Below are 17,068 nucleotides of genomic sequence, written 5' to 3'. Positions count from 1 at the left end.
TGCGGCGGTGAGGAGGGGAGGCAGGCGGGCGGCATCAAGGCGGTTCGACAAGAATCAGGCGAGGGCGCATTGAAGCACGCGCCGGTCGGTGCTGCCGCTAGCGGCAATCACGCTGCAACCGTGCATCGACGCTGCGTTGTTCGCGGTTGAGCGCATCGCGTTCGCCCTGCAGGGCGCTGTTGTACTGGCGCACCAGCTCCCAGCGACGGTCCTGCAGGCGCGCGCACACCTCCTGCTGCGGCAGCACGTTGCACTGGTCGCGCACCATCACGTTGCCGGCCGGCACCACCGTGTCGGTGTAGGTGCCCGGGTAGGCCTGCCGACTGCCTTCCCACTGCGTGCTGCTGCTGCCGATACTGACGCTGGCGCCACCACGCGGGCCACCGCCGGAGACGGCAAGCCCGCCGCCGCTGGAGGTGATCGAACCGGCGCCCATCGGCGCGATCGGCGGCAGCGGCTGCGGGGTGGGGTAGTGCCCGCCCCCTCCGCCCGGCGGGCGATGCCCGCGGCCGTAGGGCAGGTAAACGCTGGTCCAGACCGGCACCCAGCGCGGATTGCCGTCGCCGTTGTCGCTGGTGTAGCGGGTGCCGTCATCGCGCACGCACTCGAACAGCGGTTGCGGCGGCTGCACGTAGACGTGGCGTACCTCGCGCTGTGGCGGTGCATTCGGCGTGGCGGTGGGGTCGACGTCGCTGCGCACCACGCGCGGCGCGGGATCGCGCGGGCGCTGCATGTCGCGCACTTCCTGGCGTCCATCGCGACACGGGGCATCCTGCAGCGACACCGCGCCATTGCTGCCGACACAGCGATACACGCGCAGGTTGTTGCCGGTGCTGCCAGCGTCCTGCGCGGCGAGCGGCAGGCTGACGGCAAGCAGCACGGACAGGCTCAGGGCGGTCGGAAGGCGCATGGCCACAGTGTGCCGCTTTGCCGGCAGCGGCGCAAAAGCCCGGTTCAGGTGCGCAGGACCTGGCCGCTGAGGGCATCGCGGATCGGGGTCGGCTGGGCCAGTCCGCCGGTCTCGCCGTCGATCAGGCCAGCCAGCAAGGGCAGCAGCGCCGGGTCCAGCGCGGCACGGGTGCGGGCGGGCGGATGACCGGCCAGGTTGGCGCTGGTGGACACCAGCGGGCCGCCCCAGGCCCGGCACAGCGCAGCCACCAGCGGGTGCGCGCTGACCCGCACCGCGATGCCGCTGTGGTCGCCGGTGATCCAGCGCGGGGCGCGGTTGCCGGCCGGCAGGACCCAGGTGTTGGCGCCGGGCCAGCTGGCCAGCACCGTGTCCCGGCACTCGGCGGGCAGGGCGTCCATCCGCACCCAGCCCTCCAGTTGGGCGAGGTCGGCGGCCACCAGGATCATGCCCTTCTCGACCGGGCGCTGCTTGATCTGCAGCAGCGTCATCACCGCGGCCTCGTGGCTGGGATCGCAGCCCAGGCCCCAGACCGCTTCGGTGGGATAGGCGATCACCCCGCCAGCACGCAGCACGGGCGGGGCGGTGTCCACAGTGAGTTCGTTCATGACAGGCAGGCCGGATGCATGGGCGGCATTATCCTCCCGCCGTAGCCGGAGGGGTCAACCCTGGCCGCACGCGCCGACCGCCTTGGGGCGTGGCCGCCCGCGGCGGTCAGGACGCTTTCTTGACGGCCTTCTTGACGGCCTTCTTGGCTACTTTCTTGGTGGCTTTCTTCGCCGTGGCTTTCTTGGCGACCTTCTTCACCGCGGCCTTCTTGGTGGCGGTCTTCTTGGTCGCTTCGCCCGCCGCCTTCTTGGCCGGCGCCTTCTTGGCCACGACCTTCTTGGCGGCCTTCTTGCCGAAGCCCTTGCGCACCGGCTTGCCGGTTTCTTCCATCAGCTGCTGCACCTCGGCCAGGGTCAGCGACGCCGGCTCGCGATCCTTGGGGATCTTGCCGTTCATCTTGCCGTCGCTGATGTACGGGCCGAAGCGACCGTTCAGCACCTGGATCTCGCTGCCCTCGAATTCCTTGATGATCCGGTTGCGCGCGATCTCTTCCTTCTCTTCGATCAGGAAGACCGCCCGGGCCAGGTCGATGGTGTAGGGGTCGTCTTCCTTCTTCAGCGAGGCATAGGTGCTGCCGCGCTTGGCGAAGGGGCCGAAGCGGCCGATGCCGACGCTGACGTCCTCGTCCTTGTCCTGGCCCAGCGCGCGCGGCATCAGGAACAGCTCCAGCGCGTCTTCCAGGGCAATGGTGTGCATCGACTGGCCCGGACGCAGCGAGGCGAACTTGGGCTTGTCCTCGGCGTCCTCGGCGGTGCTGCCGATGGCTGCATACGGCCCGAAGCGACCCAGGCGCACGCTGACCGGCTTGCCGGTCTTGGGGTCGGTGCCGAGCTCGCGCGCGCCACTGGCCTCGGCGCGGTCGACCGATTCGTTCTTTTCCACCACCAGCTTGTTGAACGGGTCCCAGAAGCGGGCCATCAACGGGATCCAGTCTTCCTCGCCACGCGAGACGGCATCGAGTTCGTCTTCGAGCTTGGCGGTGAAGTCGTAGTCCACGTACTGGGTGAAGTGGCTGGACAGGAACTTGGACACCGCACGGCCGACGTCGGACGGGCGGAAGCTGCGGCCTTCCATTTCCACGTACTTGCGGAACAGCAGGGTCTGGATGATCGAGGCGTAGGTCGACGGACGGCCGATGCCATATTCTTCCAGCGCCTTGACCAGGGCCGCTTCGGTGAAGCGCGGCGGCGGCTGGGTGAAGTGCTGGTCGGCCACGATGCGCTCGAGCGGCACGCGGTCGCCGGGCTTCATCGCCGGCAGCTTGCGGCCTTCGTCGTCGTCCTCGGCGCTCTTGTTGTCCTTGCCCTCTTCGTACACGGCCAGGAAGCCGGGCACCACCACGGTGGTGCCGCTGGCGCGGAACACGTGCTCGCTGCCCGCCGACAGATCGACGCTGACGGTGTTGAGCGTGGCCGGGATCATCTGGCAGGCCACCGCACGCTTCCAGATCAGCTCGTACAGCTTGCGCTCGTCGTCGGTGAGGAAGCGGGCGACCTGGGCCGGCGTGCGCAGGGCCGAGGTCGGGCGCACCGCTTCGTGCGCTTCCTGGGCGTTCTTGGACTTGGTCTGGTAGGTGTTGGGCTGGTCCGGCAGCGAGGCGATGCCGTAATCACGGGCGATCACGTCGCGGATCTCGGCCAGCGCATCCTGGGACAGGTTGACCGAGTCGGTACGCATGTACGAGATCAAGCCGACGGTGCCTTCTTCCTCGCCGATCGCCACGCCTTCGTACAGCTTCTGCGCGACCTGCATGGTCTTGCGCGTGGTGAAACCGAGCTTGCGCGAGGCTTCCTGCTGCAGCGTGGAGGTGGTGAACGGCGGGGCCGGGCGGCGCTTGCGCTCCTTGCTGGCCACGTCGGTGACGTGCAGGGCGCCCTGGGCGGCCTGCTGGATGCGCATGCGCGCCGCCTCGGCGGTGTCGCCGTCGGTCACGGTGAACTGTTCGAACTTCTGCCCGTCCAGCTTGACCAGGCGCGCGTTGAAGTGCTGGGACGGATGCGCACAGGCGGCATCGATGCTCCAGTACTCGCGCGCGATGAAGGCTTCGATCTCTTCCTCGCGCTCGACGATCATGCGCAGCGCCGGGCTCTGCACGCGGCCGGCGGACAGGCCGCGCTGAACCTTGCGCCACAGCACCGGGGACAGGTTGAAGCCGACCAGGTAGTCCAGCGCGCGGCGCGCCTGCTGGGCATCGACCAGGTCGCCGGCGATCTCACGCGGATGGCCCATCGCTTCCTTGATGGCGCGCGGGGTGATCTCGGTGAAGACCACGCGCTGCATCGGCTTGTCCTTGACCAGCCCGCGTTCCTTCAGGATTTCGGCGATGTGCCAGCTGATCGCTTCACCCTCGCGATCCGGATCGGTTGCCAGGAAGATGTCGTCGGCGCTCTTGGCGGCCTTGACGATGGCATCGACGTGCTTTTCGTTCTTCTCGATGAGGTCGTAGCGCATCGCGAAGTTGTTGTCCGGGTCGACCGCGCCTTCCTTCGGCACCAGGTCGCGCACATGCCCATACGAGGCCAGGACGGTGAAGTCCTTGCCGAGGTATTTGTTGATCGTCTTGGCCTTGGCGGGCGATTCGACGATGAGCAGGTGCTTGGGCATGTCTGATTATTTCTGTGGGCAGCAGCCCGGGAGAGGGCGCTAGGGTGGAGCAAATGGCCGCATTAGTGAAGGGCAGCGGGCGATATCCATACGCTGAACGCCCGGGTATGCGCCGGGCGTTCAGCTTTAGTGCTTATTAGAGGAATCACGTCCGAGCCATCCGTGTCAAGCGGCCCGGTGTGAGGAAGATCGCCGCCGTACGGCGATCTGCCCGGGTTTCCTTACGATTGTGCGGCGGCCATCACAATGGTCATCACGATCAAGCCGGCATAGGCCAGCACGGCCAGCACCGTCAGCGCGATGACCACCAGGGTGACCGTGCCCAGCTCGCGGCGCTGCCGCTCGGGCTGGTCGGTGAAGGCCCATTTGTCCACCACCAGCGTGTCGGCCACCATGTCGTGCAGGCCCTGCTTGCGCTGGGTCACGCCGGCCATGATGCCCGAGGCCAGGTAGGCGATACCGCAGCTGATCAGGTAGGAGAAGAACAGCGCCGCCCATCGGCCGAGGCTGCGCGCCTTGGTCAGGCGCTGGCCGTCGCCGCGCACCACCTTGATGCCCACCGCCAGCTTGCCCAGCGAGGCCTGGCGCGTGGAGGCGTGCATCAGGGTGAAGTAGAGGGCCTGGATGATCATCGGCAGCACGTACACGCCCAGCACGATGAAGATCGCCATGCCGGGGGAGGTTTCCGGCGAATTGAGGCCCCCCATGAAGCTGGCCATGCCGCCGAACAGCAGCATGCCCACCAGGAACACCAGCACCAGCACGCTGGACATCACCAGGCCATCGATCATGGCCGCGGCAAAGCGCTTCCAGAAACCGGCATACACCACCTCGCCCCCGCCGACCACCATGGCCTCGGCATGGCTGCCGCCCGAGGTGGGCGCGGTGTACGGCGAGAACGTGCCGCCGCCGGTGCCGGGCAATGGCGCGGTGCCGTTGTCGATGGCGGTGTAATCCCCGCGCAGGTCGATGCCGGTGCCGACGTTGTCGGCGGCGCTGGCCAGGTTCTGCAGCTGCAGCTCATCGACTGCCTCGGACAGCGGCTTCCACTGCGGGAAGCCCTCCCGCCAGACCAGCGTGGCCAGCGTGATCTGTGCGCGCTGGAAACGCAGGCGCAGTTCGTCGGCGCTCAACGGGCCCTGGCGATCCTGGCCATCGGCGTAATACCACTCAGTCATTGCTTCGATCCCCATGTGTGTTCATCCGTGGACATCCGTCCGATTTCAGCCGCGGCATTCCAGCGGCAGGTACTTGTCATCGACTTCCGACGTGCATTCCCATTGCTGCTGCTCCGGGTCGTAATCCAGCCACACCAGCTTGCCGTCCAGCGCAGCGTGGCTGCTGGCCTCCAGCTCGGCCTCGATGCCGCAATGGCCGTTGTCGAAACGTCCGATATGCACCGCCGCCAGCATGCTGCTGGCGTAGCCGTCGGCGGCCTGGAAGCCGTCGTCGTCGTTGACCGGGCAGCGGCCGTTGGCGCTGGCGAACTGGCTGACCTGCGCCTTGACCGCACCCAGTTCGGCCAGGGCCAGCGTGGTCTTGGTCCGCATCACGTACTCCTGGTAGGCGGGCAGCGCGATCGCGGCCAGGATGGCCACCACCGCGATCCCGACCACCAGGCAGGCGCCGCCGATCAGGGCCGCGATCGCGCAGCCGGACATGCCGGTGCGCGGGGCGACCGCGGTGCCGGTGGCGGGCGTCGTCGGTGGCACGGGAATCTGCGGCGGCACCGCAACCCGGGGCGCCGGGGCAGGGCCGGGCGTGGCATCGAGTGGGGGGGCGGGCGTGCTGGCTGCCGGCGGCGGTGCCAGCACCAGGCCGATTTCCTCGGCGACGTCGCGCAGCGGCAGCCACTGCGCCATGCCGTCGCGCCAGACCAGCGTATCGGCGGCGATACGGCTGGACTGATACAACGCGATCAGCTCGTCAGACGCCAGCGGCCCACGCTGCTGGCGATTTCCTTCTGCATAGAACCACTGGCCCACGGCACGCTCCTGAATGCGCAAGGCGCCCAGTGTACGGTCAGTGGAGCGGTTCCGGTTCGTCAACGAACATCTGGGTTTCCATCCAGGCGTACGCCGCCTCGGAACCCGGCTGGTTGAACAGCACCATCAGCACGACCCATTTGAGGTCGTCCAGGTCCAGCTCGTCCTGGTCCAGGGCCATGGCGCGGTCCAGCACCAGCTCGCGCTGGTTGGCGTCGAGGATGCCGTGCTGTTCCAGGAACATCAGGAAGCCCCGTCCTTCGACGTCGAGCTTGTCCAGTTCCGGGCCATGGTAGATGCGCACCGGGCCATCGACCCGGGCCAGGGTCACGGCGGGGCGCTGGTCGGCCAGGGCATCGAGCCAGTCGAACGCTTTCTTGATTTCGGTGGGGCTGAAGCCGGCCTGTATCAGGCTGTTCTGGAGGGTGTCGCGGTCACGGACGAGGTCCGGATCCTCGCTGAAGTAATGTTCAAACAGGTACAGCAGGACATCCAGAATGCTCTCTTTCATTGCCCCTCGGCCTGCGTCAACGACGCTGTGGAGGTGAAGAAACTAGGGTTTTCGACAGTAGCGCCCATATGCGGCAACCACCTTTCCATCCAGTTCCATGACCAGCAGCATGGCCGACAGCTGAGCCGTCGTCAATCCGCTGCGCTGGATCAATGAATCCATACTGGTTGGGTTGTCATCCAGTGCCTGCCACAAGCGCTGGTAGTTCGGGTCGGCATGGGCAGGGGCGCTTGGCGGCGCCGGTCGTGCCTGTTCAGTGGGGGCGCCCAGCCGGCTTCGCAAGGCCTGGCCCAGGCTGCCGGCCAGGGCAGTCAGCCCCGCGATCACCTCGTCGGGATGCTCGACCAGTTGGGCCCCGTCGCGGATCAGGCGGTGGCAGCCGCGGGCGCGGGCGTTGCGCACCGAGCCAGGCACGGCAAACACCTCGCGCCCGGCCTCGCTGGCCAGGCGGGCGGTGATCAGGGCGCCGGAGCGCGCCGCCGCTTCGATCACCAGGGTGCCCAGCGACAGCCCGGCGATGATCCGGTTACGGGCCGGGAACTGGTGCGCCGCCGGGCCCATGCCGGGCGGGTACTCGCTCACCACGGCCGCGCGTGCCGCGATCCGGGCGTGCAGACCGGCGTTGGCCGGCGGGTAGGTCCGATCCAGGCCGGTGGCCACCACCGCCACGGTGCGGCCCCCGGCCACCTTCAATGCGGCGTCGTGGGCCCGCGCGTCGACGCCGGCGGCCAGCCCGCTGACCACCGACAGCCCGCTGCGCGCCAACGCCCCGGCGAACTCGGCGGCCAGTTCGGCCCCGCTCGGCGTCGGGGTACGGCTGCCGACCACGGCCACCCCGGGGTGCCAGAGCGCGTCCGGGTCGCCCTGCACGAACAGGGCCGGCGGCGCCTCGGGCTGGTGCCGCAGCAGGATCGGGTAGTCCGGGTCGTTGATGCCGACCAGGTGGTGATCGGGCTGGGCCAGCCAGGCCGTTGCACAGGCCAGCCAGGCGGGGTCGGGCTGGGCCAGCCGGGCGCATTGGGCCGGGCCGCAGCCGGCGCCACGCCAGGCGGCCGGGCCGGCGCGCAGCGCCTGCAGGGCATCGCCGTGGCGCTCGATCAGCCGCCGTCGCGGCGGCACGCTTCCGCCGGCCAGGACCAGGCGCAGCAGCGCCTCGGTGTCATCGGTAAAGAAAGGGCACATCCGCTCAGGCTAGGCCGGATACAGCGACGGCGCCCTGGGGCGCCGTCGGAGTGTTGCGTAGGGCAATGCCGCGTTACTGCGCGTCCGGATGCTTGGCCGCGTAACCCACCTGGACCGGCTTGAGCCCCTGCATGACCAGCGCGTAGCTGACCTTGTCGAAGGTGCGGAACACCATCGCGTGGGCGGCGTACTCGTCGGGCAGGGTGATGCGGCCGGCGCCGTCGGTCAGCGAATCGTCCATCCGCGACGAGTTGCCGTACTTCATGGTGTTGGCCACGTGGCGCCCCTGGCGCCACAGCGACACCACGGTGCCGTTGTCGATGCCATTGGCGCTGCCGGCCGAAATGGCGATCACATCGCGTGGGCCACCGGCCAGGAACATGTCCGTCACCGCCAGCACGCGGATGTCCAGGCCTTCGGTCTGGGCGGCCGGGACGTGCGGGAAGAACTGCAGGTCGTAGGGGTTGGCCTCGACCGGAACCAGGCGGTCGCCCTTGCGCACTTCGCGCCCGCCGACCTGGGTCTGCAGGGCGATGGTGGTCACATCCACGTCGCCAGCGGCGACCTTGGTGACCGTGCCCACGTTGACCTGGACCAGCTCGTAGCCGAGCGTCTGGTTGCGCTTGCTGGGAACGATGTAGTTCTTCCAGAGGTTGCCGCTGCCCGGGGTGACGTCACCGCGGTAGGTGAGGTCCTCGGTCGGCTTGGGCAGTGCGTACTGCACGCTCGGCCGGACCACCGCCCAGCGCTGACCCACTTCGGCCCCGTCCAGGCCGCGGACATAGGCGACCTGGCCACTGGTGGCGCGCAGGCGGTTGTCTTCCAGCCCGGCCACGAACGGCAGGGACTTGATCTCGTCGACCACGCTGAGCTGCTTCAGGAACGGCTCGACCTGGTCCAGCGGGATGCCGTTGATCGGCGCTTCCTGGCGCGGGCCGGGCTGGGCCACGACGCGGTCCAGGTAGGCCAGGCTCAGTACGTCGCCGGGGTAGATGAGATGCGGGTTCTTGACCTGCGGATTGGCTTGCCAGATCTCCGGCCACAACCACGGCTTTTTAAGGAAGCGCGCGGAAATGTCCCACAAGGTATCGCCCTTGCGGACGACGTAGGTATCCGGGTGCCCGCCATTCACTTCAACGGCGGTAGCATAGGTGGCGACGGTCAACATCGCCACGGCGACGACCGTACGAGTACGTTCAAACATAGGTGTGGTGCCTGATTCCCCAACAGGTTCGCGCACTATAGTCCAGAAACCGGGGCGCAGGGCAAGCGTTGGCGATAGAATTGCGACGTACGCCGCTTCGACCGGCGCCCCCTACCGGTATTTGCCATGGCTATCCTGCCTATTCTTGAGTTTCCCGATCCGCGCCTGCGCACCAAGGCTGCGTTGATGGAGGCCGCCGAGGTCACCACCCCGGCCTTCCAGGAACTGATCGACAACATGTTCCACACCATGTACGAGGCCCCCGGCATCGGCCTGGCCGCCAGCCAGGTGGACGTGCACAAGCGCTTCATGGTCATCGACGTCAGCGAGGAGAAGGACACCCCACAGGTGTTCATCAACCCGGAGATCGTCGCCAACGAGGGCGGCCAGGTCTACCAGGAAGGCTGCCTGTCGGTGCCGGGCATCTTTGCCGACGTCACCCGCGCCAACCAGATCACCGTGCGCTTCCTGGACCGTCAGGGCCAGCCGCAGGAACTGACCACCGACGGCGTGCTGGCGGTGTGCATCCAGCATGAGATGGACCACCTGGACGGCAAGCTGTTCATCGATTACCTCTCGCCGCTCAAGCGCGAGATGGTGCGCAAGAAACTGGCCAAGCAGCGCAAGCACGTTGCCTGAGATGGCCACGGGCACGGCCGCGCGGGCTGACCGCGCGCCGCACCCGGTTGTTCGGCGCCGGCCACCGGCGCCGTTTTTCTTTCTGCAAGTGGGGTCGCCATGAAAATCGTCTTTGCCGGTACGCCGGAGTTCGCCGTGTCCTCGCTGCGCGCGGCGGCGCGCCACCATGAAGTGGTGGCCGTCTATACCCAGCCGGACCGTCCGGCCGGACGCGGGCGTGGGCTGATGCCCTCGCCGGTGAAGCTGGAGGCGATCGCGCGCGGCATTCCGGTGTTCCAGCCGGAAAACCTCAAGACCCCCGAGGCACAGCAGCAGCTGCGCGACCTGCAGCCGGACCTGATGGTGGTGGTGGCCTATGGCCTGATCCTGCCCAAGGCGGTGCTGGCCATCCCGACCCACGGCTGCTGGAACGTGCACGCCTCGCTGCTGCCGCGCTGGCGCGGCGCCGCGCCGATCCAGCGTGCCATCCAGGCCGGCGACAGCGAGAGCGGGGTCTGCCTGATGCAGATGGAGGCCGGCCTGGATACCGGCCCGGTCCTGCTCAAGCAGCACGTCGCGATCGGCGCCAGCGATACCGGCGGCCACCTGCATGACCGCCTCGCCGAGCTGGGCGCGCAGGTGCTCTCCGATGGCCTCGGCCTGCTGCGCGCAGGGATCAAGCCGATCGCCCAGCCCCAGCCGGAGGCCGGGGTGACCTACGCGCACAAGCTGGACAAGGCCGAGGCGCGGCTGGACTGGGCGCAGGATGCGCAGGCGCTGGAGCGCACCGTGCGTGCCTTCAACCCGTGGCCGATCGCCGAGGCCCAGCTGGCCGGCGAACGCGTGCGCATCCACGGGGCGGTGGCGCTGCCGGACAACCAGGGCAAGGCCCCGGGGACCCTGCTGGCGGCCGCGCGCGAAGGCATCGACATCGCCTGCGGGCAGGGCGCGCTGCGCCTGCGCGTGCTGCAACGCGAAGGCGGCAAGGCGATCACCGCCGCCGACTACCTCAACGCGCGCCGCGACCTGAGCGTGGGCGCCTGAGATGACCCGTATCCAGCAGGACAAGCAGGCCCCGCAGCGCGTGGCAATGGCCCCCGGCGTGCCCACCCGCGTGCTGGCCGCCAAGGTGCTGGCCCAGGTGATCGGCCGTGGCCGCTCGCTCAAGGCCGAGCTGGCCAAGGCATTGCCCGAGTTGGACGACAGCCGCGACCGCGCGCTGCTGGAGGCACTGTGTTTTGCGGTGCTGCGCCGGCGCGGCGCCTATGACGCCGCCCTGGCGCAGTGGATGCAGCGTCCGCTGAGCGTGCGCGAGGATGAGTTGCGCGCGCTGCTGCTGGTTGGTTTCGCCCAGCTCGACGCATTGGAACTGCCGGCGCACGCGGCGCTCTCGGCCACGGTGGATGCGGCACGGGCGATGGGCCGCGACCGCCAGGCCGGCATGGTCAACGCGCTGTTGCGCCGCGCCCAGCGCGAAGGCATTCCGCAGCGCCCGGCGCGCGAAGCCTTCCCGGACTGGATGGCCGACAAGATCGAACAGGACTGGCCCGAGCAGGCCGACGCGGTATTCAGTGCCAGCCTGGTGGCCGCGCCGCTGTGGTTGCGGGTCAACCGCCAGCACGGCAGCCGCGAGGCGGTGTTGGCGCAACTGGCCGACGGCGGCATGGCGGCCGAGGGCTCGACGCTGGGCAGCGACGCGGTCCGCCTGCCGGTGCCGGTGGCGGTGTCGGCGCTGCCCGGTTTCGCCGCCGGCGCATTGTCGGTGCAGGACCTGTCGGCCCAGCTGGTGGCCGACGCCCTGGCGCCGCGCCCCGGCGCGCGAGTGCTGGATGCCTGTGCCGCCCCGGGCGGCAAGTCCGCGCACCTGCTGGAGCGCGACCCGACCCTGCAGTTGCTGGCGCTGGACATCGATCCGCGCCGGCTGAAGCGGATCAGCGAGACCTTCGCGCGGACCGGCGTGGGCGCGCAGGCGCGGGTGCTGGCCGCCGATGCCACCGACCCGGACAGCTGGTGGGACGGGCAGCCGTTCGACGCCATCCTGCTCGATGCACCCTGTTCGGCCACCGGCATCATCCGCCGCCAGCCGGACGTGCTGTTGCACCGCCGCCCGGCCGACATCGAGGCGCTGGTGGCCCTGCAGGGGCGTCTGCTGGATGCCTGCTTCCGGATGCTCGCCCCCGGCGGCACCCTGCTGTATGCGACATGCTCGATCCTGCGTGAAGAGAACCAGTTCCAGGTCGAAGACTTCCTCCAGCGCACCCCCCGCGCAGGCTTCCTGCCATTGGATGAACGCTTCGGCCACGACTCCTGGGCCGGGCGCCAGCGCCTGCCGGGTGAAGAGGGTGCTGACGGTTTCTTCTACGCGCGTCTGCTAAAAAAGGGCTGATCCACTGCTGCCCTCCATGCGTCCCATGCTCAATTCCCGCGCGTCCCGAGAGTTCTGGTTGCTTGCGTTGATGGCCTTGCTGGTCCTCGGCGCCGGGCTGGGCATGCGCGATCCCTGGCCGTCCGACGAGCCCCGCTTCGCCCTCGTGGCCAAGCAGATGGTGCTCGGCGGCGACTGGCTGTTCCCGCATCGCGGCACCGAGCTGTACTCGGACAAGCCGCCGATGCTGATGTGGGCGCAGGCGGCCTTCTACAGCGTGTTCGGCAACTGGCGGGTGGCCTTCCTGCTGCCGTCGCTGCTGGCCGCGCTGGGCACGCTGGCCTGCGTCTACGACCTGGGCCGGCGGCTGTGGACGCGCCAGGTCGGGCTGTATGCGGCTTGGGCGCTGCTGTTCGCGGTGCACTTCACCTTCCAGGCGAAGAAGGCCCAGATCGACCCGCTGGTGGTGTTCTTCATCACCCTGGCCAACTACGGCCTGCTGCGCCACCTGCTGTGCGGGCCGGCGTGGCGTTGGTGGTGGCTGGGCTGGTTCGCCGCCGGCCTGGGGGTGATCACCAAGGGCGTGGGCGTGCTCGCGCTGCTGATGATCCTGCCGGCGGCGGTGGCCTCGATACTCGGCTGGCCGCGGGTGCGCCTGCACGTGCGCGACTGGCGATTCTGGCTGGGGCCGCTGGCCTTCGTGCTGGCGGTGCTGTTGTGGCTGCTGCCGATGGTGCTGGCCGCCACCGCCAGCGGCTCGGTCGAGTACCGCGCCTACATGGACGACATCCTGTTCCGCCAGACCGCCAAGCGCTACGCGCAGTCCTGGGACCACCACCAGCCGTGGTGGTATTTCCTCGGCACCATGCCGTCGATGTGGGTGCCGGCGATCCTGGCCCTGCCGTGGGCCATCCCGGCCTGGTGGCGGCGTCTGCGCCGGCGCGATCCGCGCTACCTGCTGCTGCTCGGCTGGTGGCTGCTGATCGTGCTGTTCTTCTCGATTCCGCACGGTAAGCGCGATGTCTACATCCTGCCGTCGCTGCCGATGTTCTGCCTGGCGTTGGCGCCGCTGCTGCCGGGGCTGCTGCGCCGGCGCGATGTGCAGTGGGTGCTGGCCGGCTTCGTCGGCCTGCTGGCCTTGGGCCTGCTCGGCGCGGGCATCGCCATGCTGACCGGCCAGCCCGGGTTTGAAAGCCGGCTGATCATCGAGCGCGGCATCAATACCAAGCTGACCTCGGCGCTGGGCTGGGTGGGCGTGGCGCTGGGCTGCTGGGCGGTGTTCAGCCTGTGCGCGGCCGGCGCGCGGCGCTTCCACCTGGCGGCCGCAGCCACGCTGACCATGGCCTGGGTGGCCTACGGCCTGGTCGGCTACCCGTTGTTCAATGATTCCAGTTCCGCCCGCGGCCTCATGCAGCAGATCGGCCAGCGCATCGGCCCGGACGGCGAACTGGGGCTGGTGGCCTGGAAGGAACAGAACCTGCTGATGGCCGACCGTCCTGCCACCACCTTCGGTTTCAACCGCCGCTGGGACCGGCAGCTGCGCGATGGCGTGGCCTGGCAGGCCGCGCAACCGACGCGACGCTGGCTGGTGGTGCAGGAAGACGCACTGCTTGGCTGCGTGGACCGCGATACCGCGACCCTGGCCGGGGTCGCCAACCGTCGCCGTTGGTGGCTGGTGACGGCCAGCGACATCCATGGGCCCTGCGTGGCCACCGCGGCCGAGGCCGAGCGCGAGCGCACCCTGCACAAGATCGATGGCGATGAAGATTGAGCCGAATGACAGGGCGCGCGCCGCAGGGCACGTCGTTCATGCCCGCGGGCGCCGGTTGCGTCCGAGCAGTGCAAGGGCATGCATGCCTGTGTGTGGTCGAGCGTGGCAATGAAGCACACCAACCCCCGTCCGCTGCCCGAGATGTCCCTGCCGCCGCTGCAGGGCCGGGGACGGCTCGCCCACCAGCTGGCCAATCTCGGCTTGTTCTGCCTGCCGGCGCTGATCCTCACGGTGCCGCAGAACCTGCTGCCCTACGGCATCGTGCTGCTGCTCAGCACGTTGCTGGCGCCGGAACTGCTGTGGCGTGCGCGCCACCTCGCCGGCCGGCCGGTGGCCATGCTCACCTGGATGATGCTGGCGGCGATCGGCCTGGCGCTGCTGTCGATGTATCTGTTCGACCAGGGCCTGCGCGACATCGACAACCGATCGCGGTTCGCGGTGATTCCCTGGCTGGCGCTGTGGGTGTGCGCGTTCCGGCCGGAGCTGCGCTGGCTGTGGACCGGTTCGCTGGTGGGCCTGCTGGGCACCATGCTGCTGGCGATCCTGCAGGTGGCCGGCGGCGCGCCGCGTGCCGACCTGAGCACCAACGCGATCGTGCTGGCCGACATCGTGCTGGTGCTGATGGTGCTGCTGGTGTTCTGCCGCCCGCACCGGCGCTGGAGCTGGGTGATCGTGGGCATGGTGGCCGGCTGCGTGACCATCGTGCTCAGCGGCAGCCGCGGCGTCTGGCTGGCGTTGCTGGCGCTGCTGGCGGTGATGGCCATGAGCCTGCGCTGGCGTACCGGGCCTGCCCGATTCGGGGTCCTGCTGGCGGTGCTGGCGATCGCCATCGCGCTGGCGCTGACCATCCCTAGCCTGCGCGAGCAGGTGCGCCTGACCGAACTCAAGCACGACGTGGTGCGCATGGAGCGCGGCGACAGCGACTCCTCGGCCGGGGCGCGCGTGGAGCGCCTGCAGGTGGCCTATGAGACCTTCCTGGACCATCCGCTGACGGGCGTGGGCATCGGCCATTTCGACAGCGCCATGCAACGCCTGCCGGTATGCCGCGACGATCCCGGTGAGCTGCGCTGCCACCTTGGCCACGCGCACAACGACCTGGCCGAGTGGTCGGCCACGCAGGGCGTGCCGGGCGTGCTGCTGTTGCTGGCGGTGTACGGCGTGCCGCTGTGGGTGTTTGTGGGCCTGCACCGGCGCAGCGGTGAAACCACCTTCCGCGGGCCGGCCGCGGCCGGGATCATGATCGTGGTGGCCTACGTGCTGTGTGGCATCACCCAGTCGATGTTCGCCCACCAGATCACCGCCAGCTTCTACGTCACCATCGTGGCGCTGCTGGCGGGCCTGTCGGTGATGCAGGGCCACCAGCGCCGGCAGGCGCTTGCCCAGGCCCGGGCTCAGGCGCCGGGCTGATCGCGCGGCGGGTCGGTCACCGGCTGGCCGTGCTGCAGCATCCACAGCATGATGGTCTTCTGGCGCACGTAGTTGGCGCGCACATAGGCGTACACCAGCCCGTGCCAGCCGTCGCGGAAGCCGCCACGCAGCAGCAACCCGCGCCAGAACCGCCACGCCGGTGCCAGCACCAGCTTGGCCAGGGTGGCGCGCTTGCCGCGTGCGAACTCGTGCTCGGCCATCATCCGCGCGTAGCGCTGGGTCTTGATCAGCTGCTGCTCCAGCGAACGGTACGGATAGTGGATCAGGTCGCCGCGCAGCACCCCGACGCTGCCATCCACGCTGGCGGCCTCGTGGATCTCGCGCTTGCCGCGCCAGCCGCCGTGGCGGCGGTCGAACAGGCGCAGCACGCGGTCCGGGTAGGCATTGCCGTGGCGGAGGAACTTGCCGAAGTACGCCGACAACCGCGCGAAGCGGTAGCCGTGGTGCCCGGCAAAGCCATCGGCCTGGGCTGCCAGGATGGCCGCGCGCAGCTCCTCGCTGATGCGCTCGTCGGCATCCAGGCACAGCACCCAGTCATGCGCGGCCTGCTCCACGCAGAACGCCTTCTGGCTGCGGAAACCATCGAACGGGCGTTGCAGCACGCGGGCCCCGGCGGCTGTCGCGATCGCCACGGTTGCATCGGTGGACTGGGAGTCCACCACGACGATCTCGTCGCAGAAGGCCAGCGAGGCCAGGCAGTCGCCGATGCGGTCGGCTTCATTGAACGCGATAATGCAGGCCGAGATGCGAGGCCGTTCAGTGGGAGCGGTCGTGGAGGACATGATGGCCGAGTACCTGCTGTTTGCGACGGAGCGTTATGCGCTGCCCATTCTCGCCCCACTGGCCCAGGCGTTGCACGCGTCCGGTCAATCGGTGTCGGCCTGGTTTGCCGATGGGGCCGCCGGATCGCAGTTGCCGGGCGTGCCCAACGTGGACCTCCGGCAGGCGCTCGCGCTGCGCCCGCGGGCGGTGTTCAGTGCCGCCAACTGGGTGCCGCCGTTCATCGCCGGGGCCAAGGTGCAGGTGTTCCATGGCTTCAACGTGCAGAAGCGCGACAGCGCCCGCGGTCACTTCCGGGTGCGCGGCCTGTTCGACCTGTACTGCACGCAGGGCCCCGCCACCACCGATCCGTTCCGTGCGCTGGCCGAGCGCGAGGGGCACTTCGCCGTCGCGCAGACCGGGTGGCCGAAGCTGGACCCGCTGTTCCGCGAGGATGGCGGTGCCAGTGCCGCACTGCGGGCGCCGGCTGCCGGCCGCCCGGTGATCCTGTTCGGGTCCACCTTCACCGAGCGCCTCAGCGCGGCGCCGCACCTGTACGAGCAGATCGCGGCCGACATCGCGCGCGGTGAACGCTACTGGCTCCTGACCCTGCACCCCAAGTGCAGCGAGGCGCTGTTCGCGCGGTATCGCGCGCTGGCCGGCGCGCATGCCGCCTTCATCGAACCGGAGCAGGTGATGGCCGCGCAGCGCGCCGCCGACGTGCTGGTGTCGGACACCTCCTCGATCGTGTCCGAGTTCCTGGTGCAGCACAAACCGGTGGTGACCTTCCGCAACCGCGTGCCGCAGCCGCACATGATCGACTTCGATGAGGCAACGGCATTGCCGGCGATGCTGGACCGTGCGCTGGCTCCGGAACCGGCACTGATGGCCGAGATCCGGCGCTATGCCGAGACGATCCACCCCTATCGGGACGGCTGCTCCAGCGAGCGGGTGATCGCCGCCACCGAGGACTTCCTGGCCGGTGAGCTGGGCGTGCTCAAGCGCAAGCCGTTCGGCGCGTGGACGCGCGGGCTGCAGATCCGCAGGGAGCTGGGGTATTGGGGGCCGGCGAAGCGTTGAGGCGTTGCCACGCATGGCGTGGCACTACAGGGCGGTGGGTCGGAC

15 protein-coding genes are annotated in these 17,068 nt (G+C 69.2%); 6 read left to right on the top strand and 9 right to left on the bottom strand.

Annotated features, from left to right (window positions below; all coding sequences use genetic code 11):
- Positions 1-97 precede the first annotated feature (97 nt).
- From AC06FD_RS12890 to AC06FD_RS12855, 8 genes are all read right to left on the bottom strand, one after another.
- Positions 98-910, bottom strand: a complete 813-nt coding sequence (locus AC06FD_RS12890; protein ID WP_478078016.1) for a DUF4124 domain-containing protein — start codon at positions 908-910, stop codon at positions 98-100.
- 44 nt (positions 911-954) lie between these two features.
- Positions 955-1,515, bottom strand: a complete 561-nt coding sequence (gene tsaC / locus AC06FD_RS12885) for an L-threonylcarbamoyladenylate synthase type 1 TsaC (RefSeq protein ID WP_478078015.1) — start codon at positions 1,513-1,515, stop codon at positions 955-957.
- 106 nt (positions 1,516-1,621) lie between these two features.
- Positions 1,622-4,120 carry a DNA topoisomerase I gene (locus tag AC06FD_RS12880; protein WP_394164809.1) on the bottom strand — a complete coding sequence of 833 codons (2,499 nt, stop codon included), beginning with the start codon at positions 4,118-4,120 and terminating at the stop codon, positions 1,622-1,624.
- A 221-nt stretch (positions 4,121-4,341) separates the two neighbouring features.
- A complete protein-coding gene (locus AC06FD_RS12875; protein WP_259209828.1) occupies positions 4,342-5,298 on the bottom strand; it encodes an RDD family protein in 957 nt (318 codons plus the stop codon).
- A 45-nt stretch (positions 5,299-5,343) separates the two neighbouring features.
- Complete coding sequence (locus tag AC06FD_RS12870; RefSeq protein WP_478048466.1) at positions 5,344-6,105, bottom strand: GYF domain-containing protein; 762 nt, start codon at positions 6,103-6,105, stop codon at positions 5,344-5,346.
- A gap of 37 nt (positions 6,106-6,142) precedes the next feature.
- The gene (locus AC06FD_RS12865) at positions 6,143-6,616 is read right to left on the bottom strand and encodes a DUF494 family protein (protein WP_259209824.1); all 474 of its coding nucleotides are present in this window, start codon (positions 6,614-6,616) and stop codon (positions 6,143-6,145) included.
- Between the two features lie 42 nt (positions 6,617-6,658).
- Positions 6,659-7,798 carry a DNA-processing protein DprA gene (gene dprA, locus AC06FD_RS12860; RefSeq protein WP_478078014.1) on the bottom strand — a complete coding sequence of 380 codons (1,140 nt, stop codon included), beginning with the start codon at positions 7,796-7,798 and terminating at the stop codon, positions 6,659-6,661.
- Between the two features lie 73 nt (positions 7,799-7,871).
- Positions 7,872-9,002, bottom strand: coding sequence for a LysM peptidoglycan-binding domain-containing protein (locus tag AC06FD_RS12855; RefSeq protein WP_259209819.1), 1,131 nt, complete (start codon positions 9,000-9,002; stop codon positions 7,872-7,874).
- A gap of 126 nt (positions 9,003-9,128) precedes the next feature.
- Here AC06FD_RS12855 and def point away from each other — a divergent pair, with 126 nt between their 5' ends.
- From def to AC06FD_RS12830, 5 genes are all read left to right on the top strand, one after another.
- Positions 9,129-9,641 (top strand): peptide deformylase, encoded by a 513-nt coding sequence (gene def / locus AC06FD_RS12850; RefSeq protein WP_259209815.1) that lies wholly within the window; start codon positions 9,129-9,131, stop codon positions 9,639-9,641.
- 99 nt (positions 9,642-9,740) lie between these two features.
- Entirely contained in the window at positions 9,741-10,664 is a 924-nt protein-coding gene (gene fmt, locus AC06FD_RS12845; protein WP_259209814.1) for a methionyl-tRNA formyltransferase, read from the top strand.
- Between the two features lies 1 nt (position 10,665).
- Positions 10,666-12,006 (top strand): 16S rRNA (cytosine(967)-C(5))-methyltransferase RsmB, encoded by a 1,341-nt coding sequence (gene rsmB, locus AC06FD_RS12840; protein ID WP_478048469.1) that lies wholly within the window; start codon positions 10,666-10,668, stop codon positions 12,004-12,006.
- 25 nt (positions 12,007-12,031) lie between these two features.
- Positions 12,032-13,756, top strand: a complete 1,725-nt coding sequence (locus AC06FD_RS12835; RefSeq protein ID WP_478078013.1) for an ArnT family glycosyltransferase — start codon at positions 12,032-12,034, stop codon at positions 13,754-13,756.
- Positions 13,757-13,864: 108 nt separating this feature from the next.
- A complete protein-coding gene (locus AC06FD_RS12830) occupies positions 13,865-15,163 on the top strand; it encodes an O-antigen ligase family protein (protein WP_478078012.1) in 1,299 nt (432 codons plus the stop codon).
- On the opposite strand, the gene AC06FD_RS12825 is transcribed toward AC06FD_RS12830, so the two are convergent.
- Positions 15,148-15,966 (bottom strand): glycosyltransferase family 2 protein, encoded by an 819-nt coding sequence (locus AC06FD_RS12825; RefSeq protein ID WP_394164816.1) that lies wholly within the window; start codon positions 15,964-15,966, stop codon positions 15,148-15,150. The genes AC06FD_RS12830 and AC06FD_RS12825 overlap by 16 nt on opposite strands.
- Here AC06FD_RS12825 and AC06FD_RS12820 point away from each other — a divergent pair.
- Complete coding sequence (locus tag AC06FD_RS12820; RefSeq protein WP_259209850.1) at positions 15,965-17,023, top strand: CDP-glycerol glycerophosphotransferase family protein; 1,059 nt, start codon at positions 15,965-15,967, stop codon at positions 17,021-17,023. The genes AC06FD_RS12825 and AC06FD_RS12820 overlap by 2 nt on opposite strands.
- The last annotated feature ends 45 nt before the right edge of the window (positions 17,024-17,068 follow it).

It is taken from the genome of Stenotrophomonas sp. Steno-Z1 (assembly GCF_056393175.1).
This window is presented reverse-complemented; position numbering and strand designations above follow the sequence as displayed.

Bases quoted from the DNA above. Each gene is read 5' to 3' on its own strand.
- tsaC (WP_478078015.1), bottom strand. From the start codon at position 1,515: ATGAACGAACTCACTGTGGACACCGCCCCGCCCGTGCTGCGTGCTGGC.
- dprA (WP_478078014.1), bottom strand. From the start codon at position 7,798: ATGTGCCCTTTCTTTACCGATGACACCGAGGCGCTGCTGCGCCTGGTC.
- rsmB (WP_478048469.1), top strand. From the start codon at position 10,666: ATGACCCGTATCCAGCAGGACAAGCAGGCCCCGCAGCGCGTGGCAATG.
- fmt (WP_259209814.1), top strand. From the start codon at position 9,741: ATGAAAATCGTCTTTGCCGGTACGCCGGAGTTCGCCGTGTCCTCGCTG.
- AC06FD_RS12880 (WP_394164809.1), bottom strand. From the start codon at position 4,120: ATGCCCAAGCACCTGCTCATCGTCGAATCGCCCGCCAAGGCCAAGACG.
- AC06FD_RS12825 (WP_394164816.1), bottom strand. From the start codon at position 15,966: ATGTCCTCCACGACCGCTCCCACTGAACGGCCTCGCATCTCGGCCTGC.
- AC06FD_RS12855 (WP_259209819.1), bottom strand. From the start codon at position 9,002: ATGTTTGAACGTACTCGTACGGTCGTCGCCGTGGCGATGTTGACCGTC.
- AC06FD_RS12875 (WP_259209828.1), bottom strand. From the start codon at position 5,298: ATGACTGAGTGGTATTACGCCGATGGCCAGGATCGCCAGGGCCCGTTG.
- AC06FD_RS12835 (WP_478078013.1), top strand. From the start codon at position 12,032: ATGCTCAATTCCCGCGCGTCCCGAGAGTTCTGGTTGCTTGCGTTGATG.
- AC06FD_RS12820 (WP_259209850.1), top strand. From the start codon at position 15,965: ATGATGGCCGAGTACCTGCTGTTTGCGACGGAGCGTTATGCGCTGCCC.
- AC06FD_RS12865 (WP_259209824.1), bottom strand. From the start codon at position 6,616: ATGAAAGAGAGCATTCTGGATGTCCTGCTGTACCTGTTTGAACATTAC.
- AC06FD_RS12830 (WP_478078012.1), top strand. From the start codon at position 13,865: ATGAAGCACACCAACCCCCGTCCGCTGCCCGAGATGTCCCTGCCGCCG.
- AC06FD_RS12890 (WP_478078016.1), bottom strand. From the start codon at position 910: ATGCGCCTTCCGACCGCCCTGAGCCTGTCCGTGCTGCTTGCCGTCAGC.
- def (WP_259209815.1), top strand. From the start codon at position 9,129: ATGGCTATCCTGCCTATTCTTGAGTTTCCCGATCCGCGCCTGCGCACC.